Annotated in this window: 12 protein-coding genes and 3 pseudogenes; 10 read left to right on the forward strand and 5 right to left on the reverse strand. The window is 60.8% G+C overall.

From position 1 onward, the window contains the following. Positions 1 to 45: 45 nt before the first annotated feature. A complete protein-coding gene (locus QZ994_RS03675) occupies positions 46 to 2,406 on the forward strand; it encodes a heavy metal translocating P-type ATPase (RefSeq protein WP_290868404.1) in 2,361 nt (786 codons plus the stop codon). After that, positions 2,372 to 2,697, forward strand: a pseudogene (locus tag QZ994_RS03680) (YnfA family protein). The gene QZ994_RS03675 and the pseudogene QZ994_RS03680 overlap by 35 nt, the downstream one beginning before the upstream one ends. Positions 2,698 to 2,699: 2 nt before the next feature. Here QZ994_RS03680 and QZ994_RS03685 read toward each other — a convergent pair. From QZ994_RS03685 to QZ994_RS03695, 3 genes and pseudogenes are all read right to left on the reverse strand, one after another. Continuing rightward, positions 2,700 to 3,764 (reverse strand): DMT family transporter, encoded by a 1,065-nt coding sequence (locus tag QZ994_RS03685; RefSeq protein ID WP_137839877.1) that lies wholly within the window; start codon positions 3,762 to 3,764, stop codon positions 2,700 to 2,702. 62 nt (positions 3,765 to 3,826) lie between these two features. Further along, on the reverse strand, positions 3,827 to 4,174 hold the full coding sequence (locus QZ994_RS03690; RefSeq protein ID WP_133611061.1) for a hypothetical protein: 348 nt from the start codon (positions 4,172 to 4,174) through the stop codon (positions 3,827 to 3,829). 25 nt (positions 4,175 to 4,199) lie between these two features. Continuing rightward, positions 4,200 to 5,987: pseudogene (locus QZ994_RS03695) on the reverse strand (efflux RND transporter permease subunit); the annotation flags it as partial. 103 nt (positions 5,988 to 6,090) lie between these two features. Between QZ994_RS03695 and QZ994_RS03700 the strand changes: the two are divergent. Beyond that, a pseudogene (locus tag QZ994_RS03700) lies at positions 6,091 to 6,393 on the forward strand (hypothetical protein); the annotation flags it as partial. Continuing rightward, complete coding sequence (lspA, locus tag QZ994_RS03705) at positions 6,371 to 6,874, forward strand: signal peptidase II (RefSeq protein WP_256450025.1); 504 nt, start codon at positions 6,371 to 6,373, stop codon at positions 6,872 to 6,874. The pseudogene QZ994_RS03700 and the gene lspA, both read left to right, overlap by 23 nt. Before the next feature lie 37 nt (positions 6,875 to 6,911). Here lspA and QZ994_RS03710 read toward each other — a convergent pair whose 3' ends face one another. Continuing rightward, positions 6,912 to 7,571, reverse strand: a complete 660-nt coding sequence (locus QZ994_RS03710; RefSeq protein WP_290868409.1) for a bifunctional 2-polyprenyl-6-hydroxyphenol methylase/3-demethylubiquinol 3-O-methyltransferase UbiG — start codon at positions 7,569 to 7,571, stop codon at positions 6,912 to 6,914. A gap of 641 nt (positions 7,572 to 8,212) precedes the next feature. Between QZ994_RS03710 and QZ994_RS03715 the strand changes: the two genes are divergently transcribed. From QZ994_RS03715 to QZ994_RS03740, 6 genes are all read left to right on the forward strand, one after another. Further along, positions 8,213 to 8,920: a transglutaminase family protein gene (locus QZ994_RS03715; protein WP_137839874.1), complete on the forward strand. Its 708-nt coding sequence runs from the start codon at positions 8,213 to 8,215 to the stop codon at positions 8,918 to 8,920. Positions 8,921 to 9,485: 565 nt separating this feature from the next. Further along, positions 9,486 to 10,823 carry a TolC family protein gene (locus QZ994_RS03720; RefSeq protein ID WP_137839873.1) on the forward strand — a complete coding sequence of 446 codons (1,338 nt, stop codon included), beginning with the start codon at positions 9,486 to 9,488 and terminating at the stop codon, positions 10,821 to 10,823. Between the two features lie 31 nt (positions 10,824 to 10,854). After that, positions 10,855 to 11,418, forward strand: coding sequence for a hypothetical protein (locus QZ994_RS03725; protein WP_137839872.1), 564 nt, complete (start codon positions 10,855 to 10,857; stop codon positions 11,416 to 11,418). Further along, positions 11,415 to 12,548, forward strand: coding sequence for an HlyD family efflux transporter periplasmic adaptor subunit (locus tag QZ994_RS03730; protein WP_290868415.1), 1,134 nt, complete (start codon positions 11,415 to 11,417; stop codon positions 12,546 to 12,548). The genes QZ994_RS03725 and QZ994_RS03730 overlap by 4 nt, the downstream gene beginning before the upstream one ends. 14 nt (positions 12,549 to 12,562) lie before the next feature. Next, positions 12,563 to 15,682: an efflux RND transporter permease subunit gene (locus tag QZ994_RS03735; protein WP_137839871.1), complete on the forward strand. Its 3,120-nt coding sequence runs from the start codon at positions 12,563 to 12,565 to the stop codon at positions 15,680 to 15,682. 30 nt (positions 15,683 to 15,712) lie between these two features. Continuing rightward, a complete protein-coding gene (locus tag QZ994_RS03740; protein ID WP_137839870.1) occupies positions 15,713 to 16,114 on the forward strand; it encodes a hypothetical protein in 402 nt (133 codons plus the stop codon). 44 nt (positions 16,115 to 16,158) lie between these two features. On the opposite strand, the gene QZ994_RS03745 is transcribed toward QZ994_RS03740, so the two are convergent. Next, the gene (locus tag QZ994_RS03745; RefSeq protein ID WP_137839869.1) at positions 16,159 to 16,530 is read right to left on the reverse strand and encodes a hypothetical protein; all 372 of its coding nucleotides are present in this window, start codon (positions 16,528 to 16,530) and stop codon (positions 16,159 to 16,161) included. Between the last annotated feature and the right edge of the window lie 455 nt (positions 16,531 to 16,985).

Below are 16,985 nucleotides of genomic sequence, written 5' to 3' on the forward strand. Positions count from 1 at the left end.
CAAAGATCCTGCCGCGCTTTTTGAAATCACAACTGGAGTGCGCCCGTGAACGAAAATCACAGCCATCGCCACTCACCCAGCGATAGCGCCGCATTGCATGGCGACGAAGTCAAGGATCCGGTTTGCGGCATGACGATCAAGCAGCAATCGGCACTGACTGAGAGCTACGCAGGCAAGATGTTCTTCTTCTGTAGCGAACACTGCAAGGCCAAGTTCCTCTCAAGCCCAGCTCGGTTCGCCTTGCCGAACGAGGGGAAGCAGGCTGGAGCAACACCTCCTCAGCTACCCGCCTCAGAGCAGCTCACAGGCGCCACCTATACCTGCCCGATGCACCCGGAGGTTCGTCAAGACCACCCGGGCAACTGCCCCAAGTGCGGCATGACCCTGGAGCCCTTGCTTCCCAGCCTCGATGACGACAACCCCGAGTTGCGTGACTTTCAGCAGCGCTTTTGGTGGACGCTGCCACTGACCGCCATGGTGTTTGTGCTGGCAATGTTCGGACACAACCTGGGGCTGATGGACATGACCGTCCAAAGCTGGGTCGAGTTGGCCCTGGCCACACCCATCGTCCTATGGGGGGGTTGGCCATTCTTCTACCGGGGCTGGCTATCGGTGGTGCATCGCAGCCCCAACATGTGGACATTGATCGGCCTGGGCACCGGTGCGGCGTACTGGTACAGCGTCGTGGCCACCGCGGCGCCGCAGGCCTTTCCTGCTTCTTTCATGGCGATGGGGCGTGTGGCGGTTTACTTTGAAGCCGCTGCCGTGATCATTTCTCTGACGCTGCTTGGACAGGTGCTTGAACTGAAAGCGCGCTCTCAAACGTCAGCTGCCATCAAGTCGCTCCTGGGTTTGGCGCCCAAGACAGCCAGGAGGCTAAAGCCTGACGGAACCGAAGAAGATGTACCGTTGTCCCATGTCCACGTGGGAGACCGCTTGCGCGTAAGGCCCGGAGAGAAGGTTCCTGTGGACGGCGTCGTGGAGGAAGGCACGAGTGCCGTGGACGAATCCATGCTGACTGGTGAGCCCATTCCCGTGAGCAAACGATTAGGCGACAAGGTAATAGGCGCGACGCTCAATACCAACGGTGCGCTGATCATGCGCTCGGAGCGAGTTGGATCGGAGACCATGCTGTCGCAGATCGTGCAATTGGTGGCCCAGGCGCAGCGCTCCAAGGCCCCCATGCAACGCATGGCCGATGTCGTAGCCGGTTACTTCGTGATGGCCGTGATCAGCATTGCCCTCTTGACATTCTTTGGCTGGGGATTCTTCGGGCCTGATCCGAGCTGGGTGTACGGCCTGATCAACGCGGTATCTGTGCTGATCATCGCCTGCCCTTGTGCGCTGGGCTTGGCCACGCCCATGTCCATCATGGTAGCCACCGGAAAGGGAGCCACGCAAGGTGTGTTGTTCAGGGATGCTGCGGCCATCGAACGCATGCGTCAGGTCAATGCATTGATCGTGGACAAGACGGGTACGCTCACAGAAGGCAAGCCAGCCTACGACCGCGCAGTGGCAGCGCCTGGCTGGGACGCCACCGAAGTATTGAGGTTGGCAGCAAGCCTCGATCAAGGTAGCGAGCATCCACTTGCCGATGCCATCGTTCGAGCGGCTCGTGAACAGGGCCTGCTCTTGGACAAGCCGATCAATTTTGAATCTGGCACAGGCATTGGCGTACAAGGGGAGGTAGATGGTCATCGCTTGGCGCTGGGCAACACCACCCTCATGCAACAGATCGGGGCTCCCGTAGAGAAACTTGTGCCGCAGGCAGAAGCGTTGCGCGCGGAGGGCGCCAGCGTCATGTACCTGGCTGTCAATGGCCAGATTGCCGGCTTACTGGCTGTCTCTGACCCCATCAAATCAAGCACTCCTGAGGCACTGACCGTCCTTAGGGAGGCAGGTATCCGAATAGTGATGGCCACAGGCGACGGACAGACCACAGCAAAAGCGGTCGGCGCACGGCTGGGTATCGATGAGGTTCATGGCGAGGTCAAGCCCGCAGACAAACTCTTGCTGGTCGAGCGCCTGCAGAAAGAGGGGTGCGTGGTGGCCATGGCGGGCGACGGCATCAACGATGCACCGGCGCTCGCTCGCGCGGATGTGGGTGTCGCGATGGGAACGGGTACAGATGTGGCCATGAACAGCGCCCAGATCACCCTGGTCAAAGGCGACCTTAGAGGGATTGCCACGGCGCGCATGCTATCCATGGCGACCGTGGCCAACATGAAGCAAAACCTGGCTTTCGCGTTCTTCTACAACGCCTTGGGCATTCCCATCGCAGCGGGTTTGCTGTATCCCCTGACCGGGTGGCTGCTGTCCCCATTGATTGCGGCTCTGGCCATGAGTCTGAGCTCCGTGTCGGTGATTGGCAATGCCCTTCGGCTACAGCGCTTCAAGAAAAAGTGACGCACTTGAAATCCTGGTCTACCTGCCTGCGCTGGTACTCCAGCAGGGCAAGTCCATGTGGCTCCTGCTGCCTGCTGCGACAGCGCTGAGTTTGTTCTCCGTGGCTGCCGACGCTGCACCCCACGGCGGCCGGGCGTACCTACGCGGTCTGTGGTGGTGTCTACATTTTTGGGGCCTTGGCGTGACTGTGGCAAGTGGATGGCATCACCCCAAGCCGCTGGGACAGCGGTCTGGGCCTGCATGGCGCTGGCGGGGAAGGCCTTCATTGCGTTTCAGCCAACGTCGTCCTGACCTCAGTGGCCGTGTCGATGGTGCGCATCCGGGAAATGCGCGTGGCTGTGGCTCATAGGCAAATGGCGATGAACGTGCTTGTGCGGCACACCCAGCACGACAGGGCCAGCGTGCTCATGTTGATGGTGCGCATCGTGAACGTGCTCATGCGCGTGTTCCAGGGCCTCATGCGAATGCTCGTGAGCATGGTCCTCCGACAAGTGCAGCCAGACACCCCAAGCCATCAAGGCCGCAGCGACCAGCAACTGAACCGTGACAGGCTCGTGGAGAAGCAGCACAGACACCAGCGCGCCAAAGAACGGTGCAACGGAGAAGTAGGCCCCTGTGCGCGACGCACCCAGATGCCGCAGCGCCAGAACGAACAAGGTCAGGCTGGCGCCGTAGCTGAGAAACCCGAGTAAGCCCGCAGACAAAGTGGTCTCCCAACCGGGCCACCCCGCGCCCAGCGCCACGGCCAAAACCAGATTGCTGCTGCCTGCGCTCAATCCTTTGGCCATGGCAATGAAGCCGGCGTCGTTCAAGGCGACTTTGCGCGTCAGGTTGTTGTCCACCGCCCAGCCCAAACATGCCCCCAGCACCGCCAAAGATGGCCAGAGTGTCGAAGTGGCTACGTGCTCAGCAGCACCTGGCCAACTCAGCACCAAGGCACCGGCCACGATGGCAGCCATGCCCAGCACGATGCGTCGGTCCACGTTCTCCTTGAACACCACCCAGGCCAGCACGGCAGTCAGCACACTCTCCGCATTGAGCAGCAAGGACGATTGAGACGCGGACATGCCCGCAAGCCCAGTCATCAACAAGACAGGCGCTGCGATGCCGCCCGTCACGATGGCGCCTGCCAACCACCCCCATTCGCGCCAAGCCAGGGTCACCGGAGGTACACGCTGAATGCGACGCACCACCCACAAACCCATTCCGGATCCCAGGTACAACAGCGCCGCCAGCAGCCATGGGCTGGTCTGAGCGAGCAGAACCTTAGCAAGCGGCGCGCTCACACCGAACAACAATGCGGCCAACAACGCGGACATCACGCCGACATGTCGATGAGAGAGCAACTTTTGGATCATGGGTGAGCAGGTTCAGGCAGGAAGGAAGGATGTCGTGACTCAAGGGCCCTTGCTTCCAGAGTTTATTTTCTAAGCGCCAGACGGCAGTCGGTGATGCTGACCTCAACCCAATCGCCCACCTCGACATCGACATCGTTGGGTATCGCCACGATGCGCTTTGCCCTCAGGTTGGGATTGCCGCCATAGCTATAGGAAGCCACGGCAAACCGGGTTTTGCCCGCCTCAGCACCCAATGCCATTCGGCAATCTTCCTTGCTTGATCGCACCGCCAACTGATCCTTTTCGATGGCCACAACCTGCGCTCGCCGCCAACCTTGCGAGTAGGCGTTGCTCGATACCTGCGGCCCCGTCGTGCAGGCGGTGGTCAAGGCCGCAAACACAACGACCAGTGCTATTTTCAGTTTCAGCATGATGAACTCCTTTGGGTTGAGGCAATCAGTTCGCAGGGGAAAAATCATCTGTGCGATGCGTCCATCGGTAGAGCAGCGGCAGCACGAACAGGGTCAATACAGTCGATGACAGGATGCCGCCGATGACCACGGTGGCCAACGGCCGCTGCACCTCGGCGCCCGTGCCAATGGCTACCGCCATAGGCACAAAGCCCAGGCTGGCCACCAGCGCGGTCATGAGCACAGGCCTCAGGCGTGTCAGGGCCCCTTCTCTGATCGCTGGCTCCAGGGTCATGCCGCCTTCGCGCAGACTTCGGATGTAGGCAATCATCACCAAGCCATTGAGCACGGCCACACCCGACAATGCGATGAAACCCAGCCCTGCCGAGATCGACAAGGGAATGTCCCGCAGCCACAGCGCCGCCACACCGCCCGTCAGCGCAAAGGGCACACCGGTGAACACCAGCAAACCATCCTTGACGTTGCCAAACATGGCAAAGAGCAACAGGAAGACCAGCAACAAGGCCACGGGCACCACGATGGCCAGACGGCGCGAGGCCGATTGCAATTGCTCAAAGGTGCCGCCCCAGGTGGTCCAGTAACCGGCTGACACCTTGACCCCAGCTTCGATCTTGGCTTGCGCCTCACCCACAAAGCTGCCGATGTCCCGCCCGCGCACGTTGGCGGTTACGACCACACGTCGTTTGCCTTCTTCGCGGCTGATCTGGTTGGGGCCAGGGGTCAGGTCCATCGTGGCCACATCGCCCAGTCGGGCAAAGCCCTCGTGTTCACCCGCGGCGTTGGCGGGAAGACGAATGGGCAACTGCCCCAAAGCGTCTAGGTCGCTGCGCAGGTTTTCTGGCAGGCGCACCAGGATGTCGAACCGGCGATCCCCCTCGAACACCGCCCCTGCCTCGCGCCCACCCAGTGCCGTGGCCAGCGTGTCCTGAATGTCGCCCACGTTCAAGCCCAGGCGCCCAGCCTTCTCGCGGTCGATCTTCACAGATAGCATGGGCAGGCCGGTGGTTTGTTCTACCTTGACATCTTCGGCCCCAGGCACGGCCTCCAGCACCTTGGAGATCTGCTCCGCGGTTTCGTTGAGCGTGTCCATGTCATCGCCAAACACCTTGACGGCCACATCGCTGCGCACGCCTGATATCAACTCGTTGAAGCGCATCTGGATGGGCTGGGTGAACTCGTAGTTGTTGCCGGGTACCTTCATCACGGCCACCTGCAAGGCCTTGACCAGGTCATCCTTGGGCCGCTTGGGATCGGGCCATTGCTCACGTGGCTTGAGCATCACGAAGGTGTCAGCCACGCTGGGCGGCATCGGGTCGGTGGCGATCTCGGCCGTGCCAAGCTTGGCGAACACCGCCTCGACCTCAGGGAAGGCCTTGATGCTGCGCTCCAGTTGCGCTTGCATCTCGATGGCCTGGCTCAGGCTGGTACCTGGGATGCGCAGCGCGTGCAAAGCGATGTCGTGTTCGTCCAGGCTGGGGATGAACTCGCTGCCCATGCGGGTGGCCATCAACACGGCCAAGGCCACCGACACACCCGTGATGGTCAGCACCAGTGGCTGGCGGGACATGGCCTTGTCCAGCAGAGGCTCATAGCCGCGCTTGGCCCTGCCCATCAGGCGGTTTTCCTTCTCGCTGACCGAGCCCGTCAGGAACAGCGCAACGGCTGCCGGGACGAAGGTCATCGACAAGATCATGGCGCCCAACAAAGCCGCCACCACCGTGAAAGCCATGGGATGGAACATCTTGCCCTCAACACCCGTCAAGGCAAAGATGGGCAGCTAGACAATCATGATGCTCAACCGCCCGAGCAGTAGTCGCAGAATATCCCCCCCTGTGCGCAAGGGATTTTCCAAGGCCTTGACTCTGAACCGGCTACAGGGTTTCAAATGTTGTCAAGGAGCACGCCATGACCATCACGCAGCAGGCACCGACACCGCCATTGAGACTGCTGACGTGGCCCTCATGCAAGACGACCTGCGCAAGTTGCCAGAGTTCATCGCTCTCCCCCATCGGGTAGGCAATGTGCTGAGAGCCAACATCGCCTTTGCCATCGGCACCAAGGCGGTGTCCATGGTCATGACCTTCACGGGACACGCCAGCTTGTGGCTGGCAATCCTGGCTGACATGGATGCGAGCCTGGTCGTGGTGTTCAACGGATTGCGCCTGCTCAGGCCTACAGCGAGAGGGATAAGGTCCAGTGACGATACGCCAAACAATTGATCCACGCGTTGCCCGCGCCTTCCTTGCAGCCGCATTCGTATTCTTGATCGACACCGCAAGCAAAGCTGCGGTGGTAGCTGCGCTCCCGTATGGCTCCAGCGAGCCTTGGCTCCCCGTGCTGAACATCGTTCACTGGCGGAACGAAGGTGCCGCTTTCAGCATCTTGCACGACGCAGGTGGATGGCAGCGCCTCTTCTTCAGCGCAGTGGCGGTGGCCGCCTCGATTGTTTTGGTCGTACTGATTCGGCGGCCTCAAACCGATCGTCCTCAGCGGCTGGCCTTCGGGCTTCTCCTAGGCGGTGCTTTAGGGAACCTGCTCGATCGGCTCGCTCGCGGGGCGGTGGTGGACTGGATTGATGTCAGGTGGCAGTCGTTCTACTGGCCAGCATTCAACGTCGCAGACATCGGCATCACCCTCGGTGCTGCCTTGATCGTCGTCTGTGAGTTGCGGGGAGGGAAAACGGAGACTTGGCCGCGTTGACGGGAGGTATGCCGACGGTCAGTGTCGTCCTGGCGCGCTATCGCACAGTGGCAATGACATTGATCCATACCGGCTGGTGCACCGCATCAGCCGAATTTCGCGACGCCCACAGTTCATTCACCGCCAACCCGGCGGCGTCAAGTGACCTGCGTATGTCGTCTTCTGAGTAGTAGACGTACAAACGGCCGTCCGGAAGAATCGCTTCGCCCTGCCCCTCCTGGACTGCCATGAAGAGTGTGCCGCCTCTTTTGAGGGCCCGGTTCAGGCAACGAAGCGCGGGGCGAAATGCGTCCCGGGGCAAGTGGAGCAATGAAGCACATGCCCATATCCCATCGAACCGATCTTCATAGCTGATGCTTTCGATCCGAGCGACCTCACATGGGGCGCCCGAATGCTGGGCCGCCATTTGCACGAGGGCTGTCGAGGCATCGATCCCCAACGCACAATGACCCCGGGAAAGAAAGAATTTGAGGTCCCGGCCGGAGCCGCAGCCGGCATCAAGGATGGAGGCCTTGGCCGGCAGATGTGACAGGAAGCGATCCAGGACGAACTGCGTCTGGGCACCGAAGGTCCATGAGAAGTATTCGACCGCATGGTCCTCGTAGAATCGGTTTGTCGACGCCACGGCAGCATCATGGCGAACGGATGATAGAACGTCCTCACCATTTGGGCCTTTCAGATTGTCTTCAGACATCATGCTCCTAGCAATCCTTCCGGCAGAGCCAAAGTCAGTTGCTGCCCGCAGAACATAAATGAAGATCCATCGGGGTTAGCCATTAAATGGGGCCACACGACGTGCCCACAGGCGATTGACGCCAGAGTCCGACATGGCTGCGGCAAGCACATCCGCCTGTGCCACGTTGGTTTGAATTGTTGGGATGATGCCAAAGATAGGCAAGTGCACGTTGCCAAGTAGCCAACTTCTTGGAGACCGGAGCCCCTCTATCAGCGAGGCCAATTGCCAAGGCCGCCACGAGGAAGGAAAGTTAGCGTCTTGGCAATCGCGGTAGGGACGCCCATTGCTGGGCGCACCCCACACAGATCCGTACTGCCCAATTGGTCCGACGAACAACTCACAAGCCATTGAGCAGCAATGCAATTTCGACTGAAGTGCTGTGTGACACCCACGCACCGGGACATTGCAGGCGCAGCCCTGGCAATCGCGGGCATGGCAATCATCGCTCTCCAACAAGGCACCCCGTGAAGGCGATGGCAGGCGGGCTGCCAGGGTAGACGTGGCGCAGACGGTGCGGCGGGTGCACTGGCATCTTGACTCTGGAGTCACTACAGGCTTTCAAATCAAGGCATATCGAATCTTGAAAGCCGAAGGCTCACGCCATGCGCCATCACCACCTGACTCAAGCCACCCCGATCCTTGACCACCACGCCCCAGCCATTCGCCAACTGATTCAGCAAAGAAACTGGACTTCATTGGGACTACATGATCGCGTTGGGGCGGCGTATGCCTTCGTGCGTGACGAGATCGCGTTTGGCTACAACACCCAAGACGATCTGCCCGCTTCCCGTGTGCTGGCAGATGGCATCGGCCAGTGCAATACCAAGGGCACCTTGTTGATGGCACTGCTCAGAGCCATGGACGTTCCCTGCCGATTCCATGGCTTCACCATCGACAAGGCCTTGCAAAAAGGTGCCATCACCGGTTTGGCCTATTTGCTCGCCCCCGGGAACATCATCCACAGTTGGGTGGAAGTTGACATGGATGGGCGCTGGATCAACCTTGAGGGGTTCATTCTGGACCGAACCTACCTGAGTGCCCTGCAAAAGCGCTTCTCTCAGCACAACGGGCCGTTTTGCGGATACGGTGCTGCGGTGGACGACCTGCAAAACCCGCCCATCGCTTGGCAAGGTGAAAGCACCTACATCCAGCGCAATGGCATCAACCATGATTTTGGGCTTTTCGACACGCCCGACGACTTTTACACCAGACACGGCACCAACCTCTCGGGCTTCAAGCGGTACTTGTTTCAGCACGTGGTTCGCCACTGGATGAACAAAACCGTGCAATCCATCAGGTCCGGCAAGTGAATCACCACGAGCGCCGTCCGTACCCTGCTACACTTTTCACCATGCGTCGCTGGATCGCCATTTTCTTGCTGTGTTGGTTGCCTTTGCAGTCCCTCTGGGCGGCAGCGGCACCCTATTGCCAGCACGAACATTCGCCCCAGACAACGCATCTGGGGCACCACCAGCATGAGCACAGCGAACTGAGTGGTGGTGACTTCCCGTCACCCGATGGCCAAACATCCAACGCCGACCACGCCGACTGCCATGCTTGCCATGGTCACTGCGCAGCGTTGCCCCAATTCACGAGCCGCAACCAGATTGGCACGCCCAATCGAGGCCTGATGCGCACTGAAGACGCCAGGGTGCCCGCTGCGCCCGTGGCCTTGCCCGACCGCCCCAACTGGTCAAACCTCGCCTGAGCGGCGAGGTGCTGCCCGGGGTTCGCGCCCCACATTCAGCCTGTCTTATCGCGTGTGATTGACGCATCGGTGCCATGCCATTTGTGCGGCCCTTTTCGCCTTCAACGCCGCGACCCTGACCCTCGCCGATTCCTTCCACCTGTGGATTTTTCCCGGAGAAGAATCGGATGCATTTCCGTCATCAAACACTAAGCTCAGCGCTGGCCATGATGGCCTCGCTAGCCTGCCTGTCACCCCTTCAAGCTCAAACAACGGGGGCTCAGGCACCTGTCATCTCACAGAGCGACGCTCAACACCTCACCGCTGCGCCCTCCAAACTGACGCTTTTAACCTTGTTGGAAGCAGCCTGGTCGCGTCAGCCAGAGGCGCAGTCCTACACCGAACGCCTGCGTGCAGCGGAGTCATTGAGGGCCGCCAGCAGCGCGTGGACGGCCGATTCGCCTGCCATGCTGCTGCAAGGCAAGACCGACCGCCCTGGCTCGGGTGCAGGCAGCCGCGAAGTAGAAGTTGGTGTGGCACTGCCCTTGTGGCTGCCCGGCCAGAGTCAACGCGCGACTGCACTCAGCCATGCCCAAATCTTGGCGCTACAAGGCAGTATGAAGGCCCAACGCTTGCAACTCGCTGGCCTTGTTCGTGAAGGCTGGTGGCAAACGCAGCGCACGCAAACCGAGCTGGCCTTGGCCCAAACCAGGGTTGCCAATGCCCAGCAAATTGCCCTTGACGTGGCCCGCCGCGTCAAAGCAGGTGATCTGGCCCGCGCGGATCAGCATCAGGCAGAGGGAGCCGTGGCACAGGCCGAATCGGCCGTTGCTGAAGCGCAAGGCGCCTACGAGGCATCGCTGCATGCACTCAGGGGCCTGACCGGACTGCTGGATTTGTCTCCTGACAACCTCGAAGCGACATCCGAGGGCGACGTTTCGACACCACTGCCCTCAGCGGATGCCCTCGCATCGGATGCCCCATCAGTCGATGAACACCCGTTGTTCGCGGAAGCCATGGCCCAACAGTCCATGGCCAGTGCGCAAGCGGATTTGGCCGCCTCATCGAGGCGCGCCAGTCCAGAGCTCACCGTGTTGACAACACGCAGCCGAGGGCAAACAGGCGATCCGTATCAGCAGAGCATCACAGTTGGTCTGAGGGTTCCGTTTGGCACAGGCGCACGAGCCGATGCCAGGCAGGCCGAAGCCTTGGCCGCAGCCCAGGAAGCGCAAGCCATGACCTTACAAATGCGGGCACGCCTGCAAGCGCAAGCCGCTTCGGCGCTGGCACGACTGCGAAGCGCCCATACGCAATGGCAGGCAACACATCGCCAGGCGCAACTTGCGCAGGAGAGCAAAAACTTCTTCGACAAGTCATTCCGCTTGGGAGAAACCGATCTGCCCACCCGCCTGCGCATTGAACAGGAGGCCGTTCAGGCGCAAAAAGCACTCAGCCGAGCACGCATTGACGTGTCCGCCGCCTGGTCGGCCTGGTGGCAAGCCTTGGGCGAACTGCCCAAGCCATGAACACATCGCCATCGCAAAGGTAAACCCCCACATGACACACATACAAACCATCCGTGCCTGGGCCGCAGCCCTTGGCCTGAGCACCGTGACGGCTTTGGTCATGGCCGGTGAAGGCCATGACCATGGCGAGGCGCCAAGCGCCGCAGCCGAGCCGACTTTGGCCCGCTTCGAAGCAACGTCGGACCAGTTCGAGCTGGTCGGCGTGCTCGACGGCCGCCAGCTGACGCTCTACCTGGATCAAGCGGCAGACAACAGCCCTGTCAAAGGCGCCAGCCTGGAGATCGAATTCGCAGGCAAGGCATTGCCCGTCAAACAAACCGAAGAAGGCACGTTCGAAGCCACCCTGGCCGCTGAACCTGAAGAGGGTGAATACCCTGTGAGCGCCACCGTGGTGGCTGGTCAGGCGTCCGATCTGCTGGCGGCCGAGCTGGATGTGCACGAAGCCGCCCACACCGATGCTGCCGATGCCTCTGGCGGTGGCACATGGCCCATGAGCCGGTGGCTCAAGTGGGCGCTGCCCGGGCTGGTGGTGGTCGCCGGTGGGCTGTTCTTCATTCAGCGCAACAAGCGCACACGCATGGGAGGTGCCGAATGAGCACGACAAAGATTTCTATGGCGCTGGCTTCGTGTCTGGCCTCATGCCTGGTTCTGGGTGCCGCACTCAGCCCCTCACTTGCTCGCGCAGGCGAGGGGCATGACCATGGCGATGCCCCGCCTGCTGCAACGGGCAATGGCCCCAAGCGCCAACCCGATGGCAGTGTGTTCTTGCCCAAGCCTGCCCAAAGGCAGTGGCAACTGCGCACCCTGGCTGTCACTGACGGCGACTTGCCCCGCGCATACGAGCTCTCAGGCAAGGTGTCGATGGACCCCAATGCGGGCGGCAAAGTACAAGCTTCTTTGGCGGGCCGTTTGCAAGCCGGGCCCAAGGGCTTGCCCAGCCTGGGGCAGCAGGTCAAACAAGGCGAGGTCCTGGCCTATGTGGTGCCCACAGCGGGGGCCATCGAGCGCAGCAACCAGGTCGCGCAACAGGCCGAACTGAAAGCGGCCCGGGCATTGGCAGCCAAACGACTGGCACGCCTTCAGGAACTCTCTGACACGGTGCCTGCCAAAGAGATTGAAGCGGCGCAAAGTGAGCTGGCCAGCCTGAGCGAGCGCCTCTCGGCCATCTCGGGTGGTCTGGGGGGGCGCGACACGCTCGTGGCACCGGTATCCGGCGTGATTGCTTCGACACAGGCCGTGGCTGGCCAGGTGGTGGACGCCCGCGAACTGGTCTTCGAGGTCGTTGACCCACAGCGCCTGCGCATCGAGGCGCTGGCCTATGACACGGCTCAGGCCCAGAACGTATCCAGCGCAACAGTGAACATTGGTGGACAAAGGGTGCCGCTCAAGTTCATTGGCGGAGCCAAAAGCCTGCGTGATCAAGCACTGCCATTGGTCTTTTCGGCAACAGGACAGGCGCTGTCTCAACTGGCTGTCGGGCAGCCCCTGAAGGTCTATGTGCAATCTGACCTGAAGGTCAAAGGCCAAGCCGTCCCGTCGGCATCGGTGCTCAAAAACCCATCGAATCAGAACATCGTCTGGGTCAAGCAATCGCCCGAGCGCTTCACGCCACGCGTGATCACCTTCGAGCCGCTGGATGGCGCCTCGGTGGCCGTCACCTCCGGCTTGAAGGCGGGTGAGCGCGTGGTCACGCATGGCGCCAGCTTGCTCAACCAAATTCGCTGAAAGGGCCACGCATCATGTTCAAGTGGCTACTCGAAAGCAGCCTGGCCAACCGGCTGCTCGTTCTCATCGCTGCGGCGGTGCTGATGGCCTACGGGGCCTTCACGCTCACACGCACGCCGGTGGATGTGTTTCCTGATCTCAACAAACCAACCGTCACCATCATGACGGAAGCGGGCGGCATGGCCGCCGAAGAGGTGGAGCAACTGATCACCTTCCCGCTGGAGACCACGATGAATGGCCTGCCGGGGGTGGAGAGCGTGCGCTCGACCTCCAGCGCAGGCCTGTCCTTCATCTACGTCACCTTTGACTGGAGCACCGAGATCTTCCGAGCTCGGCAGATGGTGTCAGAGCGCTTGACCTCCATGGAAGAAGGCTTGCCCGAAGGCATCACGCCCAGGATGGGGCCCATCAGCTCCATCATGGGCGAGATCATGCAGGTCGCCATTCCCATCGATCTCGCAAAGACTTCACCCATGGCGGTGCGCGAATATGCAGATTGGGTGCTCAGGCCTCGGTTGATGGCCATCCCAGGAGTCGCCCAGGTCATCCCAATTGGCGGTGAGGTGCGCCAGTTCCAGGTGCAACCCAACACTGTTCGCATGGCGGAGCTAGACATCACGCACGACCAACTGGAGGGTGCGCTGCGGGGGTTCTCTTCAAACAGTTCGGGCGGGTTCATGGAGCTCAATGGCCGCGAATACCTGATCCGTCATTTGGGCCGCACCTCGCGCCTGGATGACCTGAAGAACCTGGCTCTGACGGCCCGCAATGGACAGGCCATCCGGTTGCGCCAGGTGGCCGATGTGAGCTTTGCGCCTGCGCTCAAGCGTGGTGATGCAGGCTTTGAGGGCAAGCCAGCCGTCATCCTCGGGATTCAGAAGCAGCCGACCGCAGACACCATTGGTTTGACCCGCACCATTGAGGCGGCGCTGGGCGAGATGAAGACCTCCCTGCCTGTCGGCATGGAGGCGCCTCGCGTCACTTTCCGCCAGGCCAGTTTCATCGAAGCCTCGGTGACCACGCTGCAAGGCAAGCTGATCGGTGCGTCCGTTTTCGTGGCGGTCATTTTGTTCGTTTTTCTGGGCACGCTGCGCCCTACCATCATTGCGCTGACCGCCATCCCGGTGTCCATCTTTGTCACGGCACTGGTGTTCCGGTACTTCGGTCTGTCGATCAACACGATGACGCTGGGCGGCCTGGCCATCGCCATCGGCGGCCTGGTTGACGACGCAGTGGTGGACGTCGAGAACGTGTTGCGCCGCCTCAAGCTTGAGCGCCAAAAGCCCGAGGCGGAGCGCATGCCCATGCTGGAGGTGGTCAAGCTGGCCTCGATGGAGGTTCGCTCGGGCATCCTGTACGCAACGGCCATCATCGTCCTGGTGTTCCTGCCCTTGTTTGCGCTGCCCGGCATCGAGGGGCGCTTGTTCGTGCCCCTGGGCATTGCGTTCATCGTCTCGACCATGGCTTCGCTGCTGGTCTCGGTCACTGTGACGCCGGTTCTGGCCTCCTACCTGTTGCCACGCATGAAGAGCCTGGACCACGATGACACCCGCGTGCTGGCCTGGCTGAAAGCGCGTTACCGCAAGGCTTTGCAGGCCGTTTTGAGCGCACCCAGGTCGGCATTGCTGGCCGGTGGACTGGCGGCAGTCTTGTCGGCCGTGGCGGTGCCCTTCTTTGCCACCACCTTTCTGCCGCCATTCAACGAGGGAACGCTGCTGATCGGCTTGCGCTTGAACCCCGGCGTGACCTTGGCCGAATCATCTGCCCTGGCCAGCCAGGCCGAGGTACTGGTGCGAAAGGTGCCTGAAGTCACTCACGTGGGTCGTCGCAGTGGCCGGGCGGAGCTGGATGAACACGCAGAAGGCGTGCACGTCAGTGAATTGGATGTCGGCCTGCTGCCAGCGTCCGAGCTCACGCGCAGCATGGACGAGGTCAAAGCCGACATCCGTTCGCGCCTGTCGATGCTGCCCGCGGCCATTGCCATCGGGCAGCCGATTTCGCACCGCATCGACCACATGCTCTCAGGGGTGCGCTCGCAAATCGCCATCAAGCTGTTCGGTGAAGACCTTGACACCTTGAGGGGGCAGGCCGACGCTTTACGCGGCAAGTTGGCGCAAGTGCCCGGCCTGGCAGACCTGGAGATTGAAAAGCAGGTGCTCGCACCTCAAATCAAGGTGCGGGTGGATTACGACGCAGCGGCGCAGTACGGCGTGCCAACGCCTCAGATCCTGGCGGTGCTCCAAAGCTTGGTGGAGGGGGAAAAGGTCACCCAGGTGGTGGAAGGCAGCCGTCGCTTTGCCCTGGTGGTTCGCCTGCCAGAGCGCGCCCGCACCTTGCAGGGGCTGGGTCAGATCATGCTGGAGACACCGACCGGGCGGATCCCCCTGTCCAAGATCGCCACGATCGAAGACAGCGATGGCCCCAACCAGATCAGCCGCGACGACGGCAAACGCCGCATCGTCTTGTCTGCCAATGCGCAAGGGCGAGCCTTGTCAGACGTGGTGGCCGACATCCGCAAGGTGGTGGCCACCACGCCTTTGCCTGAAGGCTACTTCGTGACCCTGGGCGGGCAGTTTCAGGCACAGGAAGAAGCCAGCCGACTGGTCGGCCTGCTCTCCATGGTGTCGCTGGTGCTGATGTTCGTGGTGCTCTACACCCGCTACAAATCAGCCAACCTGGCTGCGCTGATCATGGCCAACATCCCGCTGGCCCTGGTGGGTGCGGTGCTGGGCTTGTGGCTGGCAGGACAGCCCCTGTCGGTGGCAGCCTTGATCGGCTTCATCACCTTGGCGGGCATCTCGGTGCGCAACGGCATCCTCAAGGTCAGCCACTACCTGAACCTGATGCGACTCGAAGGCGAACGTTTTGACCACGCGATGATCTTGCGCGGCTCGATGGAGCGGCTCAGCCCGGTGTTGATGACCGCTCTGGTGACCGCCTTCGCGCTGGCACCCCTGTTGTTCGAGGCCGAGCGGCCTGGCACCGAGATCCTGCACCCCGTGGCGGTGGTGATCTTCTCAGGCTTGATCAGCTCAACCTTGCTGGACACCTTCCTGACCCCGGCCATGTTCTGGCTGTTTGGCCGACGCGATGCCGAGCGCCTGCTCGGTGACAAGAGCGCCGAAGTTTACTGATTCATTCACCTCAACTGAAAGGACATTCCCATGCGCATTCACCACATCATTGCTTCTTCCCTGCTGGCCTTGGCCTTTGGCGCACAAGCTGGCGACGAGCACAACCACGGCCATGAGCATGGCCATGAGCATCAGTCCCTCCACGGTGGCATCGTCACCGAGGCCAAGGACATGGACTTCGAGTTGGTGGCCAAGCCAGATCAAATTGCCTTGCACGTGAGGGATCACGGCAAACCGGCCAGCGCCAAAGGCGCCACAGCCAAGTTGACCTTGCTCAATGGCGCTGAGAAGACATCGGTGACCTTGTCACCGGCAGGTGACTCTCACCTGCAAGCCATGGGCAACTTTGCGATCAAGAGCGGCACCAAGGTGGTGGCGCTGGTGACGCTGGCAGGCAAAAAACCGATCAACGTCCGGTTCGCGATCAAGTAATGTGGAAATGGCCTGTTGAAAACCTATTCAACAGGCCAGTCTGATCAGTCCAGCATCTTTCTTTGATCGACCCGTTTCAAAGGCTGCTGGCAATCGGTGATGTTGACATACACCCAATCCCCAACGTTCAGATTCATGGCATTCGGAACGGCGACGACACGTTTAGCCCTCAGATTCGGACTGCCTCCGTAGCTGTAGGACGCAACGGCGTAGCGGGCATAGGGTGCATCGGCACCCAACTCTGTTCGGCAGTCTTTGGCGACTCGCTGCATCATGGTTTTGGCTTGACCAATTTCCATGATTTGTGATCGGCGCCATCCTTCCCGGTACCCATAGGGCTCGTAGTCAAGCGTAGAGCACGCGGTTGTCAGCAATGAAATACCTGTGAGCACACAGGTCAGAGTGAATTTGTTCATGATCGGCTCCTGATGAAACACACAACGGGGTGGGTTCGACGAGCCGGAAGCTGAAAGATCTACGCCTGCTGGCGTGTCATCTCAATGACAATTCATCAGAACGGCCCCGTCGAATCAGAGGGAGTCGATCCAGTTGGGGCGCTCGATCCGAGGCGGATCGGATGTTGGATGAAGGTGGGTTTCCAAGGACGAACTGCTGCTCAGTCGTTGAGCTTGACCAAACACAAGACCCACGGGAAGCAGATGGGCGCTGCACAGGTGACCAGAGCAGCCACAATCGTTCTCAGCCTTTTGGGTGATTTTGGTCGGGTGCTTGCCTGTATCCGCGCGGTCTTGGTGTGAATGCACGTGGTGACCAAAATGCTGGGCACCGGGATCTTGCTCATCTTGACAGTACGTGGCCGCCACAGCCCAACTCAATTGGAGTGGCAGCACGATCATCAAAAGAATGGCAA

The sequence above is a fragment of the Aquabacterium sp. genome (genome assembly GCF_021768455.1).
Taxonomy (GTDB): Bacteria; Pseudomonadota; Gammaproteobacteria; order Burkholderiales; family Burkholderiaceae_C; genus Aquabacterium.

What these genes read in the sequence shown, in the direction of transcription:
- QZ994_RS03720 (WP_137839873.1), top strand. Translation starts at nt 9,486, where the DNA reads ATGCATTTCCGTCATCAAACACTAAGCTCAGCGCTGGCCATGATGGCC.
- QZ994_RS03690 (WP_133611061.1), bottom strand. Translation starts at nt 4,174, where the DNA reads ATGCTGAAACTGAAAATAGCACTGGTCGTTGTGTTTGCGGCCTTGACC.
- QZ994_RS03745 (WP_137839869.1), bottom strand. Translation starts at nt 16,530, where the DNA reads ATGAACAAATTCACTCTGACCTGTGTGCTCACAGGTATTTCATTGCTG.
- QZ994_RS03735 (WP_137839871.1), top strand. Translation starts at nt 12,563, where the DNA reads ATGTTCAAGTGGCTACTCGAAAGCAGCCTGGCCAACCGGCTGCTCGTT.
- QZ994_RS03710 (WP_290868409.1), bottom strand. Translation starts at nt 7,571, where the DNA reads ATGATGTCTGAAGACAATCTGAAAGGCCCAAATGGTGAGGACGTTCTA.
- QZ994_RS03685 (WP_137839877.1), bottom strand. Translation starts at nt 3,764, where the DNA reads ATGATCCAAAAGTTGCTCTCTCATCGACATGTCGGCGTGATGTCCGCG.
- QZ994_RS03740 (WP_137839870.1), top strand. Translation starts at nt 15,713, where the DNA reads ATGCGCATTCACCACATCATTGCTTCTTCCCTGCTGGCCTTGGCCTTT.
- QZ994_RS03715 (WP_137839874.1), top strand. Translation starts at nt 8,213, where the DNA reads ATGCGCCATCACCACCTGACTCAAGCCACCCCGATCCTTGACCACCAC.
- QZ994_RS03730 (WP_290868415.1), top strand. Translation starts at nt 11,415, where the DNA reads ATGAGCACGACAAAGATTTCTATGGCGCTGGCTTCGTGTCTGGCCTCA.
- QZ994_RS03725 (WP_137839872.1), top strand. Translation starts at nt 10,855, where the DNA reads ATGACACACATACAAACCATCCGTGCCTGGGCCGCAGCCCTTGGCCTG.